At 67.2% G+C, this 14,184-nt stretch carries 15 protein-coding genes; 10 read left to right on the top strand and 5 right to left on the bottom strand.

Going from position 1 to position 14,184, the window contains the following annotated elements:
* Positions 1 to 23: 23 nt before the first annotated feature.
* Complete coding sequence (locus ACWEFV_RS21230; RefSeq protein ID WP_450071610.1) at positions 24 to 1,106, top strand: NAD(P)H-dependent amine dehydrogenase family protein; 1,083 nt, start codon at positions 24 to 26, stop codon at positions 1,104 to 1,106.
* Between the two features lie 10 nt (positions 1,107 to 1,116).
* Here the strand turns inward: ACWEFV_RS21230 and ACWEFV_RS21235 are convergent, their stop codons facing one another.
* A complete protein-coding gene (locus tag ACWEFV_RS21235; RefSeq protein ID WP_450071611.1) occupies positions 1,117 to 1,881 on the bottom strand; it encodes an HAD family hydrolase in 765 nt (254 codons plus the stop codon).
* Positions 1,882 to 1,948: 67 nt separating this feature from the next.
* On the opposite strand from ACWEFV_RS21235, the gene ACWEFV_RS21240 reads away from it, so the two are divergent.
* The 5 genes from ACWEFV_RS21240 (at position 1,949) to ACWEFV_RS21260 (ending at position 7,024) form a co-directional block, all read left to right on the top strand.
* Complete coding sequence (locus ACWEFV_RS21240) at positions 1,949 to 2,314, top strand: VOC family protein (RefSeq protein WP_450071612.1); 366 nt, start codon at positions 1,949 to 1,951, stop codon at positions 2,312 to 2,314.
* A 120-nt stretch (positions 2,315 to 2,434) separates the two neighbouring features.
* Positions 2,435 to 3,565 carry a nitronate monooxygenase gene (locus ACWEFV_RS21245; protein WP_135454954.1) on the top strand — a complete coding sequence of 377 codons (1,131 nt, stop codon included), beginning with the start codon at positions 2,435 to 2,437 and terminating at the stop codon, positions 3,563 to 3,565.
* Complete coding sequence (locus ACWEFV_RS21250; protein ID WP_450071613.1) at positions 3,562 to 4,014, top strand: hypothetical protein; 453 nt, start codon at positions 3,562 to 3,564, stop codon at positions 4,012 to 4,014. The genes ACWEFV_RS21245 and ACWEFV_RS21250 overlap by 4 nt, the downstream gene beginning before the upstream one ends.
* 154 nt (positions 4,015 to 4,168) lie before the next feature.
* Positions 4,169 to 4,735 (top strand): TetR/AcrR family transcriptional regulator, encoded by a 567-nt coding sequence (locus tag ACWEFV_RS21255; RefSeq protein WP_450071614.1) that lies wholly within the window; start codon positions 4,169 to 4,171, stop codon positions 4,733 to 4,735.
* Positions 4,736 to 4,774: 39 nt separating this feature from the next.
* Positions 4,775 to 7,024 carry a molybdopterin-dependent oxidoreductase gene (locus tag ACWEFV_RS21260; RefSeq protein WP_450071615.1) on the top strand — a complete coding sequence of 750 codons (2,250 nt, stop codon included), beginning with the start codon at positions 4,775 to 4,777 and terminating at the stop codon, positions 7,022 to 7,024.
* An 18-nt stretch (positions 7,025 to 7,042) separates the two neighbouring features.
* On the opposite strand, the gene ACWEFV_RS21265 is transcribed toward ACWEFV_RS21260, so the two are convergent.
* A complete protein-coding gene (locus tag ACWEFV_RS21265) occupies positions 7,043 to 7,585 on the bottom strand; it encodes a hypothetical protein (RefSeq protein WP_450071616.1) in 543 nt (180 codons plus the stop codon).
* 252 nt (positions 7,586 to 7,837) lie between these two features.
* On the opposite strand from ACWEFV_RS21265, the gene ACWEFV_RS21270 reads away from it, so the two are divergent.
* Positions 7,838 to 9,085, top strand: a complete 1,248-nt coding sequence (locus ACWEFV_RS21270) for a cytochrome P450 (protein WP_450071617.1) — start codon at positions 7,838 to 7,840, stop codon at positions 9,083 to 9,085.
* On the opposite strand, the gene ACWEFV_RS21275 is transcribed toward ACWEFV_RS21270, so the two are convergent.
* Positions 9,039 to 9,362: a hypothetical protein gene (locus ACWEFV_RS21275; protein WP_450071618.1), complete on the bottom strand. Its 324-nt coding sequence runs from the start codon at positions 9,360 to 9,362 to the stop codon at positions 9,039 to 9,041. The two genes, ACWEFV_RS21270 and ACWEFV_RS21275, sit on opposite strands and share 47 nt — an antisense overlap.
* A gap of 147 nt (positions 9,363 to 9,509) precedes the next feature.
* On the opposite strand from ACWEFV_RS21275, the gene ACWEFV_RS21280 reads away from it, so the two are divergent.
* The 3 genes from ACWEFV_RS21280 to ACWEFV_RS21290 are packed head-to-tail and all read left to right on the top strand — an operon-like array spanning position 9,510 to position 11,673.
* Complete coding sequence (locus tag ACWEFV_RS21280) at positions 9,510 to 10,244, top strand: helix-turn-helix transcriptional regulator (RefSeq protein WP_135460074.1); 735 nt, start codon at positions 9,510 to 9,512, stop codon at positions 10,242 to 10,244.
* A 53-nt stretch (positions 10,245 to 10,297) separates the two neighbouring features.
* The gene (locus ACWEFV_RS21285) at positions 10,298 to 11,020 is read left to right on the top strand and encodes a FadR/GntR family transcriptional regulator (protein ID WP_450071619.1); all 723 of its coding nucleotides are present in this window, start codon (positions 10,298 to 10,300) and stop codon (positions 11,018 to 11,020) included.
* Positions 11,017 to 11,673: a sterol desaturase family protein gene (locus ACWEFV_RS21290; protein WP_450071620.1), complete on the top strand. Its 657-nt coding sequence runs from the start codon at positions 11,017 to 11,019 to the stop codon at positions 11,671 to 11,673. Before ACWEFV_RS21285 ends, ACWEFV_RS21290 begins: the two co-directional genes overlap by 4 nt.
* Here the strand turns inward: ACWEFV_RS21290 and ACWEFV_RS21295 are convergent.
* Together ACWEFV_RS21295 and ACWEFV_RS21300 are read right to left on the bottom strand one after the other, a co-directional pair.
* A complete protein-coding gene (locus tag ACWEFV_RS21295) occupies positions 11,654 to 12,433 on the bottom strand; it encodes a L,D-transpeptidase (protein WP_450071621.1) in 780 nt (259 codons plus the stop codon). The two genes, ACWEFV_RS21290 and ACWEFV_RS21295, sit on opposite strands and share 20 nt — an antisense overlap.
* Before the next feature lie 175 nt (positions 12,434 to 12,608).
* A complete protein-coding gene (locus tag ACWEFV_RS21300; protein WP_450071622.1) occupies positions 12,609 to 14,000 on the bottom strand; it encodes a DUF7159 family protein in 1,392 nt (463 codons plus the stop codon).
* Between the last annotated feature and the right edge of the window lie 184 nt (positions 14,001 to 14,184).

Genomic DNA, 14,184 nt, shown 5'->3' on the forward strand with positions numbered 1-14,184 from the left:
ACTCGATGAAGGGATGTCAAGGTATGTCGAGGGCCATCCGCGTCGCCCACATCGGTACCGGAAACGTCGGCCGGTTGGCCCTGACCGGGTTGCTGACCAACCCGGCCTACGAGCTCACCACCCTGTGCGTGTCCACCGAGTCCAAGGTCGGCAAGGACGCCGGAGAGCTCGCCGGACTGGACATCACCACCGGGGTGACGGCCGTCGACGACCTGGATGCGGTGATCGCGGCCAAGCCGGACTGCGCCGTGTACTGCGCGATGGGCGACACCCGCGGACCGGAGGCCATCACCGACGTGGTGCGTTTGCTGGCGGCCGGGATCAACGTCGTCGGATCCGCGCCGGTGGTCCTGCAGTTCCCGTGGAAACTGATGCCGCACAAGTACATCGACGGCATCGAGGAGGCCGCCAAGGCCGGCAACGCCAGCCTGTTCATCACCGGGGTCGATCCCGGGTTCGCCAACGACCTGATCCCGTTCGCGCTGGCCGGCACCTGCCAGAGCATCGAGCAGGTGCGCTGCATGGAGATCGCCGACTACGCCACCTATGACGGCGTCACGGTGATGTTCGACGTGATGGGTTTCGGCAAGCCGCTCGACGAAACGCCGATCCTGTTCCAGCCCGGCGTGCTGAGCATCGCCTGGGGAACCTCGATCCGGCAGTTGGCCGCCGGTCTGGGCATCGAGATCGACGACATCACCGAGGTCTGCGAGAAGGAGCCCGCACCCGAGGCCTTCGACATCGCCGCCGGCCATGTCGCCAAGGGCACCGTGGCCGCATTGCGGTTCGAGATCCGCGGCATGGTCAAAGGGGAACCGGTGATCGTCATCGAGCACGTCACCCGGTTGCGCGAGGATCTGCGGCCCGATTGGGCGCAGTCGGCCCAGCCCGGCGGCTCCTACCGCGTCGAGATCGTCGGCGAGCCCTCCTACGTGGTCGACATCTGCCCGAGCAGCCGCAAGGGCGACCACAACCACGCCGCGATCGTGGCGGCGGCCGGACGGATCGTCAACGCCATCCCCGACGTGGTGGCCGCGGCGCCGGGCATCCGCACCACCCTGGACCTGCCGCTGGTGACCGGCAAGGGCCTCTACAAGTTGAGCTGATCCGGTCCGGTCATGCCCCGGGCCGCAGCCGGCGATCGCCCCGGCGACGGCCACCCGGGCGGGGCACGGTGAGCACCGGCCAATCGTGGTCGGTGGCGGCCGAGGCCAGCCCGGGCCGCGGGTTCACCGGCCGCGGATGGCCCACCAACCGCATGAGTGCGCCGTCCTCGTCACCGTCGGCATAGAAATAGCTGTGCGCCAGGTCGATCCGCTCGGCCTGGCAGAAATTCTGCACCGCATCGGCTTTGCGAGTACCCCAGATGATCGGCTCGACGATCCCGCCGGTCAGCCGGCCCTCGCCGTCGGTCAGGAAGTGATTGCACAGCACGTGCTCGATTCCCAGGTGTCGGGCGACCGGCTCGGCATGGATGGTCAGGGCCGAGGAGCTCAACACGACGGTATGGCCGCGGTCCTGGTGCCGACGCACCACCTCCCGCATGTGGGGATAGACCCGCTGCGCGATCCGATTCTCGAAGAGGTACTCCCCCAGCTCGTCCAGCTCGACAAGGGATTCGCCGCGCAGGTACCCGGCCGCCCGCACCAGGAGCCGCTCGAACGGCATCCGGCCGATCCGGTACCGCACGGAGGCCTCGAGGATGCCGAGGATCTCGCCGGCAGCGGCCTGCCGCCGACGGATCCGATGACCGGCGTGCGCAGTCGCGGTGAATCCGTCCACCAATGTGCCGTCGAGGTCGAAGAAGGCGCCCACCAGCGCGCCGCCCGGACCAGCCTCGATTTCCGCGAGCGACTCGGGTGGCGACAACGTGCGGCCCATGGAGCTACTAAACCAAGCCACCACGACACTCGGCCAATCGAGACTAGATCAGGACTAGAACAGAGGGATGTCCGCACAAGTGCATTCCATCGGGATCAAGGACGTCGCAGCCGTCATCACCACCGGGCGGTTCGAGGAGGCAAAGGCCTGGTACACCCGGCTCGTCGGCCGGGAACCGGACCTGGAACCTGTTCCAGGCGTGGCGGAATGGCAGCTGACCGCGACCGCGTGGCTACAGGTCGTCACCGATCCTGCCGGCGCCGGGCGATCGGCCGTGCGATTCGGGGTCGACGAACTGGGCACCACCGCCGCCTGGCTGCGCGACAATGGTGTTGCCGTCACAGAACCACAGGTCATCGCCGATATTGTCGCCATCATCGATGTCGCCGACCCAGACGGAAATGAGGTGTCGTTCGTAGCCGAGCTCGCGTGAATCTGCCGGGTCGCGACCCAAAACAGCCGAAGATGGCACTAAACTAGAACACGTTTCACTTCCGTCCGGGCCGCAGCGGCCGAGGACTCCCAAACCGCATTGCCATTGAAGGAGCTCCGAATGCACACCGCACTCTGCGACGAACTCGGGATCGACGTCCCGATCTTCGCGTTCACCCACTGCCGCGACGTTGTGGTCGCCGTCAGCAAGGCCGGTGGCTTCGGCGTGCTCGGCGCTGTGGGGTTCAGCCCCGAGCAGCTCGAGATCGAGCTCAACTGGATCGACGAGCACATCGGCGACCACCCCTACGGCGTCGACATCGTGATCCCGAACAAGTACGAGGGCATGGACGCCAACATGTCCCCTGACGAACTCAAGGGCATGCTGCAGTCGCTGGTGCCCCAGGAACACCTGGATTTCGCCAAGAAGATCCTCGCCGACCACGGCGTGCCGGTCGACCACAGTGACGACGACGCCCTGCAGCTGTTGGGCTGGACCGAGGCCACCGCAACCCCTCAGGTCGAGATCGCTCTGAAGCACCCCAAGATGACCCTCATCGCCAACGCGCTGGGCACCCCGCCGAAGGACATGATCGACCGCATCCACGCCGAAGGGCGCAAGGTCGCGGCGCTGTGCGGATCGCCCTCGCAGGCCCGCAAGCACGCCGATGCCGGCGTCGACATCATCATCGCCCAGGGCGGCGAGGCCGGCGGCCACAGCGGCGAGATCGGCTCGATCGTGCTCTGGCCCCAGGTGGTCAAGGAAGTGGCCCCGGTTCCGGTCCTGGCCGCCGGCGGTATCGGCAGCGGCCAGCAGATCGCCGCGGCGCTGGCGCTCGGCGCCCAGGGCGCCTGGACCGGATCGCAGTGGGTGATGGTCGAGGAGAGCGAGCACACCGAGCAGCAGCACGCCGCGTACGCCAAGGCCACCAGCAAGGACACCGTGCGCAGCCGGTCGTTCACCGGCAAGCCGGCCCGCATGCTCCGCAACGACTGGACCGACGCCTGGGAGAACCCGGACAACCCGAAGCCGCTCGGCATGCCGTTGCAGTACATGGTGTCCGGCATGGCCGTGGCCGCCACGCACAAGTACCCCAACGAGAGCGTCGACGTCGCGTTCAACCCGGTGGGCCAGGTGGTCGGCCAGTTCACCAAGGTCGAGAAGACCTCCGCGGTGATCGAGCGCTGGGTGCAGGAATACCTGGAGGCGACGGGCACCCTCAACGCCCTCAACGAGGCTGCCGGCGTGTGATCGAGGCCGCCGGCAGCGGGTTCCTGATCGCCGTCCTGTGGATGGACCTGATCTTCGATGTGCAGGTGCTGCCCCATCGTAGGTCGGCTGAGTTACCGGAACCCGTGCTGGCGTCCATCGCCGGCTACTACCGGCGCGCGACCACCACATCGCGCCCGATGAGCCTGCTGATCGCCGCCGTCATGGTGATCCTGTTGGCGGCATTGACTTTTCACGCGATCGACGGCACCGGCCCGGGTTGGCTGACAGCGGTGTTCGCGGCGCTCGCCGGTGGCCCCGTGTTGCTGGCCTTGCTACGCACCGTCCCCCGGGCCGTGGAACTGGGTCACCGCGGGGGCACCGTTGCCGACCAGTCTCTACTGGCGCGCGCCATCTGCCGCGACCACCTGCTGTGCCTCACGAGCATGTCCACGTACCTCGCGCTGTGGTTGGCCACCAACGGGACGTGAGCTTCCGAGTGCCTGCGCCGAGGATCCCGGCCACCATGTGGCTGCGATCCCCGGCACAAGGGCTCGAGACCGGGCAACCGATGCCCGTCACAGGTATAGACCCATGTCCGTCGGTTATGTATGGTTGCATACATAGACCGTGAATGGGCGTCGGATGACTGGTCCTCGTGAACGCATGGTGGCCTCGGCCGCATTGCTGATCCGGGAGCGCGGTGCGCACCCGACCGCGATTGCCGACGTCCTGGCCCACAGCGGCGCGCCGCGCGGCTCGGCCTATCACTACTTCCCCGGCGGACGCAACCAACTCCTTTGCGAGGCAATCGATTTCGCTAGCGATCAGGTGGCCGCCCGGATCGACAGGGCCGACAGCGCCGAGGTGTTGCTCGACGCCATGATCGCCGGATTTCGGAAACAACTGTCGGCCAGCGACTTCCGCGCCGGGTGCCCGGTGGTCGCGGTTGCCGTCGAGGCCGGCGAACCCGGCGCCGCTGAAACCGCGGCGCTCGACCGCGCCGGGGCGGCCTTTCTCCGCTGGACCGGTCAAATCGCCCGTCGACTACAGGACGACGGAGTCTCCGCCGAGCGCGCCGAGGAACTGGCGATGCTGATCATGACGGCGATCGAAGGTGCGGTGGTGGTGGCGCGCGCGACCCGCGACGTCAAACCGCTCGACCTGATCCACCGCCGGCTGCGCGCGCAACTGGCGGCAGAAATCCCCTGACCCCTTCCGGACCCGAAAGTCCACCGAAAGGATTCCGCCATGACGGTCGACCAATGGCAGCCCACCGCCTGCATCCTCTGCGAGTGCAACTGCGGGATCGTGGTCCAGACGGAAGACCGCGCCATCACCAAGATCCGGGGCGACAAGGACCACCCGGCCTCGCAGGGCTACACGTGCAACAAGGCACTGAGACTCGACCACTACCAGAGCAACGCCAACCGGCTGACCTCACCGCTACGCCGTCGTCCTGACGGCAGCTATGAGGAGATCGGCTGGGACACCGCCATTTCCGAGATCGCGGCCGGGTTCCTCGCCATCAGGGACGAGCACGGCGGGGACAAGATCTTCTACTACGGCGGTGGCGGGCAGGGCAATCACCTCGGCGGCGCGTACAGCGGGGCCTTCCTCAAGGCGATCGGATCGCGGTACCGGTCAAATGCCCTGGCGCAGGAGAAAACCGGTGAGGCGTGGGTCGATGCGCACCTCTACGGCGGGCATACCCGCGGTGAGTTCGAGCACGCCGAGGTCTCGGTGTTCGTGGGCAAGAACCCCTGGATGTCGCAGAGTTTCCCACGGGCCCGGGTGGTGCTCAACGAGATCGCCAAGGATCCGGGCCGCGCGATGATCGTCATCGACCCGGTGATCACCGACACCGCCAAGCTCGCCGACTTCCATCTGCGCGTCCGGCCGGGCACCGACGCCTGGTGCCTGGCCGCGATGGCCGCGGTGCTGGTGCAGGAAGACCTGTGCGACGAGGAATTTCTGGCCGCGCACGTCAACGGTGTCGAACCGGTCCGGGACGCGCTCCGGCAGGTGCCGATCGGCGACTATGCCGCACGGTGCGGTGTCGAGGAATCGCTGCTGCGCCAGGCAGTGCGCCGCATCGCCGCGGCCGGCAGCGTGGCGGTGTTCGAGGATCTCGGCATCCAGCAGGCCCCCAACAGCACCCTGTGTTCCTACCTCAACAAGATGCTGTGGATCCTCACCGGAAACTTCGCCAAACCCGGTGGGCAGCACCTGCATTCGTCGTTCGCCCCGCTGTTCGGCTCGGGCGGGGTCGGCCGTAGTCCGGTCACCGGCGCCCCGGTGATCGCCGGCCTGGTGCCGTCGAATGCGGTACCCCAGGAGATCCTCACCGATCACCCCGACCGGTTCCGCGCCATGATCGTCGAGAGCAGCAACCCGGCCCATTCGGTCGCCGATTCGGCGGCGGTGCGGGCGGCACTCGAATCACTCGAGCTACTGGTGGTCATCGATGTCGCGATGACCGAGACGGCACGACTGGCCGACTATGTGCTGCCCGCCGCCAATCAGTTCGAGAAGCCCGAGGCGACGTTCTTCAATCTCGAATTCCCGCGCAACAACTTCCATTTGCGCCACCCGTTGTTCGAGCCGCTGCCCGGAACCCTGCCCGAACCGGAGATCTGGGCACGCCTGGTCCGCGCCATCGGCACGGTCGACGACGCCGAGCTGGACCCGTTGCGGCGCGCCGCCCGGGAGGGGCTGGACTCCTATGCCGCGGCCTTCCTCGGCGCGGTGGGCGCCAATCCCGGGCTCGGGCGGGTGCTGCCGTACGTGCTGTACGAGACGCTCGGACCGGTATTGCCGGACGGCCTGGCCGGGGCCGCGGCGCTGTGGGGCCTGGCCCAGAAGACCGCGATGACCTACCCCGACGCGGTACGCCGTGCCGGGCACGCCGACGGCAACGCCTTGTTCGAGGCCATCCTTGCCCGCCGGTCCGGGCTCACGTTCACCGTCCATGAATATCCGGACGACTTCGCCCTGATCAGCCACCCGGACCACAAGATCGCGCTGGACATGCCCGAGATGCTCGACGCGGTCGGGGCGCTGCCGACCATGCCGACGGCGCTGACCACCGAGGAGTTCCCCATGGTGCTGTCCGCGGGTGAGCGGCGCGCCTACACCGCCAACGACATCATCCGAGACCCGGGCTGGCGCAAGCGAGACACCAACGGCGCCTTGCGGATCAGCGTCGACGATGCCGAAACCATCGGACTGCACGACGGCGACCGGGCCAGGATCACGACGGCGGCGGGCAGCGCGGAGGCCACCGTGGAGATCAGCGACGCGATGCTGCCCGGGCACATCTCGCTACCCAACGGGTTCGGCCTGGATCACACCGACGGCGACGGGCGGGCCGTCGCGCCAGGGGTGGCACCCAACGAGCTCACCTCGTCACAGTGGCGCGACGAGTACGCGGGCACACCGTGGCACAAGCACGTGCCCGCCCGGGTCGACCGGATTCCGGTCGCCAGCGTGCCGGCCTGATCAACCCGCTGTGGGCCGTCAGGGCAGGGGCGCGGGCGGGGCCGGAACCGGACCGGCCGGGCCGGCTACCGGAACGGGACCACCAGGGCCGGCCGGCGCAACGGCGCCACCAGGGCCGACGGACGGAACCGGAGCGCCCGGTCCGGCGGACACCGGTGCCTCCCCCGGCGCCTGTGGCGCGATCGGAACGTTCGGACCGGGCACCTGGCCCGGCACGGGCGTGTTCATGCCGCGCTGAGCGAGCCCGAGTACCAGTGCTTCCTTGCCGCTGATCTCCTGGTTCTGCACGGCGTGCCACAGATCCTTGAGGTAGCTCAGATTGGGGGTTTCGGCTCCCTGTCCAGTGGGATCCATCGTCGCCCCCGGCGGCAGGGCATCCGGGCTCGCCAGGTGAGGGGTTCCCACCGGGGCCGCGGCAGCCGGCGCCGCCGGATCTCCGGCCGCGGCCTGAGCCGCCGACCCGGGAGCAGGTGCCGGCGCAGGCGCGGGAGCAGGTGCTGGGTTGGCCGGCTCGGCAGCCGCCGCGGCGGCCATCGACAACGCGATGATGGGCCCTGACACACTCCACGCCAAGACGGACGTGAACCTTCGAATGTCGACACTCATCGCGTTGGCCTTCCTGCTGTTGCTCCAGGGACAGATGGTAACGCTGAGTGCATCGTTGCGCTCGTTCAATCGTTACAGAGGACAAATCGGAACACGTTCCAATACCAACGATGTCGGAGTTTCCGAAACCCACTCCATGGGGCCCCACCTGTGGTGTAGCAATGGCTTACGCCACTACACAACGTCGTCGCGAGGAGTGCCCACGTCATGCCGACTCTGAAACTTCCACCCGGATTCGACTTCACCGATCCCGACATCTACGCCGAACGGCTGCCTGTCGAGGAACTCGCGGAGATGCGCAAGCTGGCTCCGATCTGGTGGAACGAACAGCCGGTGGGCCAAGGGGGGTTCGACGACGGCGGGTTCTGGGTCGTCACCAAGCACAAGGACGTCAAAGAGGTGTCGCTTCGCAGTGACGTGTTCTCCAGCCAGGAGAAGACCGCCCTGCCGCGCTATCGGGAGGGCACCGTCCAGCAGCAGATCGACCAGGGCAAGTTCGTGATGCTGAACATGGACGCCCCGCATCACACGCACCTGCGCAAGATCATCTCGCGGGCCTTCACACCACGGGCGGTCGAACGCCTGCGCGCCGACCTGGCCGAGCGGGCCCGCGCGATCGTGGAGGCGGCCGCCGCCGAAGGCTCCGGGGATTTCGTCGAGCAGGTGTCGTGCGAACTGCCGCTGCAGGCGATCGCAGGACTCATGGGTGTGCCGCAGGAGGACCGCAAGAAACTGTTCGACTGGTCCAATCAGATGGTCGGAGACCAGGACCCGGAGTTCGCGTCCAACGATGCGATCAGCGCCTCGGTCGAGTTGATCATGTACGGGATGCAGATGGCGGCCGAGCGGACGAAGAACCCCGGCGAGGATCTGGTCTCCAAGCTCCTGGAGGCCGACGTGGAGGGACACAAGCTCTCCGACGACGAGTTCGGTTTCTTCGTCATCCTGCTCGCGGTGGCGGGCAACGAGACGACCCGCAACTCGATCACCCAGGGAATGATGGCGTTTGCCGATCACCCCGACCAATGGGAGTTGTTCAAGCGGGAGCGCCCCGGCACCGCCGCTGACGAGATCGTGCGGTGGGCCACCCCGGTGACGTCATTCCAGCGCACCGCGTTGGAGGACACCGAACTCGCCGGTGTGCCGATCAAGAAGGGCCAGCGGGTGGTGATGTTCTACCGCTCGGCGAACTTCGACGAGGACGTGTTCGACGACCCGTACAGCTTCAACATCTTGCGGGACCCCAACCCGCACGTGGGTTTCGGTGGCACCGGGGCGCACTACTGCATCGGCGCCAACCTCGCCAGGATGACCATCGACCTGATCTTCAACGCGATCGCCGACGTGATGCCCGACCTGACCCCGATCTCGGCGCCGGAACGGCTGCGGTCGGGCTGGTTGAACGGCATCAAGCACTGGCAGGTGGATTACCGCGGCCACTCGGATAGTCGATGATGGATCGCCAGTAGTCCTCCGGGATTTCGGTGTTCGACCGCAGCACGATCGCCAGACCGGTTGCCATCGCGATGCCGAGCAGGCCGAGCCACAGGCCGGCAAGCGCGATCGCGATCCAGAGCACCGTTGTCAGCGTGGGCCACGGCGACGCCAGAGCGAGCACCGGCGCGAAGAAGAACCCCGTTCCGATGTAGGCGGCCGACCCGGCCCGGTCGGCCGCCATCACGAAGTGCAGCCAACGCGGTATCGACGGGGGCGCCTGAGGTGGCTTACGCATCCTTGCCTCCTTGGTAGGGACGTACTCCACGGTGACGCGGATCAGGTAGCCACTGCAATTACCCTTGAGGTAGTGGTTATCTCGCGTCGTGTGAGTGAGACTCGGACGGTGACGAGTGCGACGACCCAGACACCCATCGGCTCACTGATGCGCGACTGGCGGTTGCGCCGCCGGATCAGTCAACTCGACCTGGCCATCGAAGCCGATGTGTCGGCGCGTCACCTCAGCTTCATCGAGACGGGGCGCTCGGTGCCGAGTCGGACCATGGTTCTGCGGCTTGCCGAAGCCCTCGAGGTGCCGTTACGAGACCAGAACCAACTGCTGCTGGCCGCCGGACTGGCACCGGTATACGCCGAACGCAGGCTGGACGATCCCGAGATGACCGCCGTGCGCGACGGCGTAACCCAGGTTTTGGACGCCTACGACCCGTTTCCCTGCGTGGTCGTCGATCGCACCTGGAACCTGTTGCAGGCCAACGCCGGTACCGCGGTCATGTTGGACGGCGTCGCACCGCATCTACTGGCCCAGCCCAATGCGCTTCGGATCACCCTGCATCCCGAGGGCATGGCCCCGCGCATCCGAAATCTGGCGGAATGGCGCCACCACCTGATCAGCCGGCTGCGCCGCGAGGTCACAGTGAGCGGATCAGCCGAACTGGCCGGCCTCCTCGCCGAGGTCGAGTCCTACCCGGGAGGCATGGAACCGGTCCGCGATCTCGGCGGTGTGGTGGTTCCACTGGAACTGACCTCGCCTCACGGCACCGTGCTGACCTTCCTGAGCACCGTCACGACGTTCGGCACCGCGCTGGACCTCACCGCCGCGGAGCTGAGCATCGAGGCATTTCTGCCGGCGGACGCCGAGACCGCCGCCGCACTGCGCTGATGCCATTGGTCTTACCACTTGACCTCTGACCGTCGGACAGGCAACATGGCCGCATGGCGCTACAACCGGTCAACCGCCGATCCGTACCCGAGGACGTCTTCGAGCAGATCGTTGCCGAAGTGCTCAGCGGCGAGATACAGCCCGGCGAACCGCTACCCAGCGAACGCCGCCTGGCCGAGGTGCTCGGGGTGTCCCGCCCGGCCGTACGCGAGGCGATCAAGCGACTGACCGAGGCCGGCCTGGTAGAGGTTCGGCAAGGCGACTCCACCACAGTGCGGGACTTCCGCAAGCATGCCGGCCTCGACCTGTTGCCCCGACTGCTGTTGCGCGCAGGCGAACTCGACGTCAGCGTGGTCCGCAGCATCCTGGAAACCCGCCTGCACAACGGCCCCAAGGTCGCTGAGCTGGCCGCCGAGCGAGCCCAGGCCGATCTCACAGCCCAACTCGGCCGCACCGTGGATGCCCTGGCGGCCGAACCGGATCCGGTGGAAAAGCAGCGCCAGGCGCTCACCTTCTGGGACCAGGTTGTCGACGGAGCGGACTCGATCGCATTCCGCTTGATGTACAACACCCTTCGGCAGACCTACGAGCCCGCGCTGCCGGCGTTGGCCACCATGATGGCCGCCGAGGTCGGCCGTCCGGACGCCTACCGGCGGATCGTGGAGGCAATCGAAGTTGGTGACCCGGCGGCTGCCCGCGCGGCCGCTCAGGACCTGCTGGAACCGGCCACCAACGCGCTCATGGGCGCCCTCGAGGCGCTGGAGGAAAACCGATGACGCGCAACGTTTTCACATTGGGTGACGCGGCACGGGAATTCGTCAGACACCCCTCCCCCTGGATGCTCGGCACCGCGCTGGTCGGCAGCGTCGCCGCGCGGTGCGCGGCCGGGGACTGGCAATTCACCGATGTACTCGTGCCCGCAGGGATGCTCGCGGCATTTCCGTTCTTCGAATGGATCGTCCACGTTCTCGTACTGCACTGGCGGCCAAGGAGGTTCGGCCGGATCACACTGGATTCGGTGCTGGCCCGTGACCACCGCCTGCACCACGTCGACCCGCGCGACATCCCGCTGATCTTCATACCGTGGCGGGCTCTGCTGTGGATCCTGCCCGTCGCAATGGCCGTCGCACTGCTGGCATTCCCTCGCCTCGGCCTGGGACTGACATTCCTGTCGGTCCTGACGGTGCTGGGTCTGTCCTACGAGTGGTGCCACTATCTGATCCACAGCGACTACAAGCCGAAAAACCGCGTATACCGCGCGGTTTGGCGTAACCACCGCCAGCACCACTACAAGAACGAGCACTACTGGTTCACCGTCACCACCGCCGGAACCGCCGACCGCGTACTGGGGACCTACCCCGACCCGGCGACGGTGTCGACCTCACCGACGTCGAAGAACCTGCACGCGGCTACGCCTGCACGACAATAGGATCGCCCAGGTGCACGGTGTTGAAGTACCAATCGGCGTTGTCAGGGCTCAAATTGATGCAGCCGTGGCTGACGTTCGCATATCCCTGGGATCCCACCGACCAGGGGGCTCCATGCACGTAGACACCACCCCAGGTCACGCGGACCGCGTCGTACACGGTGAGCTTGTACCCCTCAGGGTCGCTCAGCGGAATCCCGATGGTTCGCGAATCCATCACCACGACAGGCTCTTTGGACAATGCGCTGAAGGTGCCGATCGGCGTCGGGTGTTTGGGCTTGCCCATCGAGGCCGGCATGGTACGGGCCACCGCGCCGTCGATGCTGACGGTAAACGTGTGAGCGTCGATGTCGGCGACGCCGAGCACCTCGGACCCGGTCTCGAAGCTGGTCTTGGCGCCGCCGGCCGACACGGAGATCTTCGAGTGAGCCGGCCACAACTGATCGGGCTTCCACTGCATCACGTCATCGCTGAGCCAGGTGAATGTGCCTGTGGGAGTGTGCGGTGAGCTGATCTGCAAGCTGCGCTGCGCCGCGCTGCGGTCGGTCACCGGGTTGTCGAAGGTCACGGTCAGCGGCATGGCGACACCGACCACCGAACCGGCGGCAGGCTCGATCGTCGCCCCAGGCTCGGGCGTGCTCACCGCAGCCGATGCGACATTGACCGTGCTCGCCGCGGCCAGGGTGGCGACACCAATCGCCGCAAACACTTTCAGTACCGACGCTCGAACGGTTCCGAATGACGACGATGGGGCGCTCAGCATTCCACCAGTGTAGGTGCTCGCCGGGACTGTACCTTTCAGGCGCAGCGTGACGGCGGCGAATCGGTGTCGGCGGTAGCGCGATGAGTTGCCCATGGTGAACACATCGACGCGATGCGTCAGAACGTTTCACCGCAGCATTGACGAACTCGCGCGGATCTCAGCAACGTCACAGCGATCAGGGCGCGGCGGGATCGGGCGCAGGTAACTGAGCCTCGGAGGGTAAGGGCTCCGGCATGGGTGCCGTAGGTTCTGTCGCCGGAGCCTGCGCAGCCGTCTGTTGTATCGGTGCCGCCTCTGGCGGCGCACTCGGCGGAGGCGTCGGAACCTCGGATGCCGGCGCCGGCGGAGGTGCCTCCGATGTCGGGGACGGTGCCGGCGACACCATGGTCTCGGTCGGCGGGGCCTGGCCTGCGGGCGGGGATTCTTGTCCCGCTTCGGGCGGAGGGGCACCGGGGACGTGCTCGGGCGTCTGCGGTGACTGCTCCGGTGGCACCAGCTCCAGCTCGGAGCCGGGAGGCGCGAGCTGCCCGTCCGGCAATACGGTGTTCTCAGATGGGGCCGTGACACTTTCGCCGATGACGTATTCCGGCGCGACGTCCTCCACCGGCTCCAGCATCGGCGGCACCTCGGACGGCGCGGGGGTGGCGGCCGCGGGCGGCTGGTGCACGACGGCCGAGTCGCCCGACGTACTCACCACCGGACGGGTGCTCCGATGCGGAGTCGGCTCTGAACCCGGCAGCAGCTGCTGACCCACTGCCAGCGCCAGCGACACTCCGAAGGCCAGCACTCCGCCGAGCAATATTGCCAGCGGGGTCAATTGCGTAGCGGGCCAGCGCCACCCGGCCGGGGCCATGCCGTTGTCGGCCGGCGTCCGGCCCCGGCGCACCGAAGCCAGCGCGGCGCCCCGGGCCAACGGCAATCCGGGTTCGGCGGGCGTGAACACCGGCACCGCCAGGGCCTGTTCCAGCTTCGGCAGCACCGAGTCCAGATCGACGGCAGAGCCCACCACCACGAGCGCATCGGGACGTGGATCAGCCGCGTCGAACGTGTCGGACAGCCAGGTGGTCAGGCCTGCCACGGTCTCGATCCCCCGGCTGACCGTCGTCTGCACGGGAGTGCCGTCACGGACCGTCATTGCCTGCACGACATCGGGTTCCAGGACGCATACGCCGGTCGTGTCGAATCCGACGATGCCGGCGATGCGATGCGCGAGCGCATCCGTGGCCTGCGGCAGCCGAACCGGAACCACGGAGGCGTACCCGGCCTCGGCCACCTTTTTCAGCAGCACCGCGGCCTCGGCGCCTGCGCCCGAACTCCACGTGACACCGATCGTTGTCAGCCGCCGACCATGTTCTGCCGCAACCTTTTCGGCGCGCCGAACCGCGGATACCACATCAGCGCAGATCTCGCCGGTTCGTGATGGCGTATAGCCGCGAATGTCGAAGGCGTCGTGGTCGATGGTCGCCCCGTCAGCCTCGCTGCCCTCGAGCAGGACCAGACCGACGGTGGACGGTGTCAACGAAACACCGAGCACCGCCTCCACATGCACCCCCGAAAGTGTGGCCATCGTCCCAACGTTTCACGATGACATTACCGGGTGGCAGCATCGTATCCATCCCCTGCACCTTCGATGCCCGCATCCGACCCGCGACGAAATGTGCTGTGCCACAGAAGCGCCAGTACACAACGGCGTTCCGGTTTGCCGCTGACGCCGTCAATTTCGACCGACCGGACCGCTCCCGTGGCAAGGT

This window comes from Mycobacterium sp. NPDC004974 (assembly GCF_053600815.1).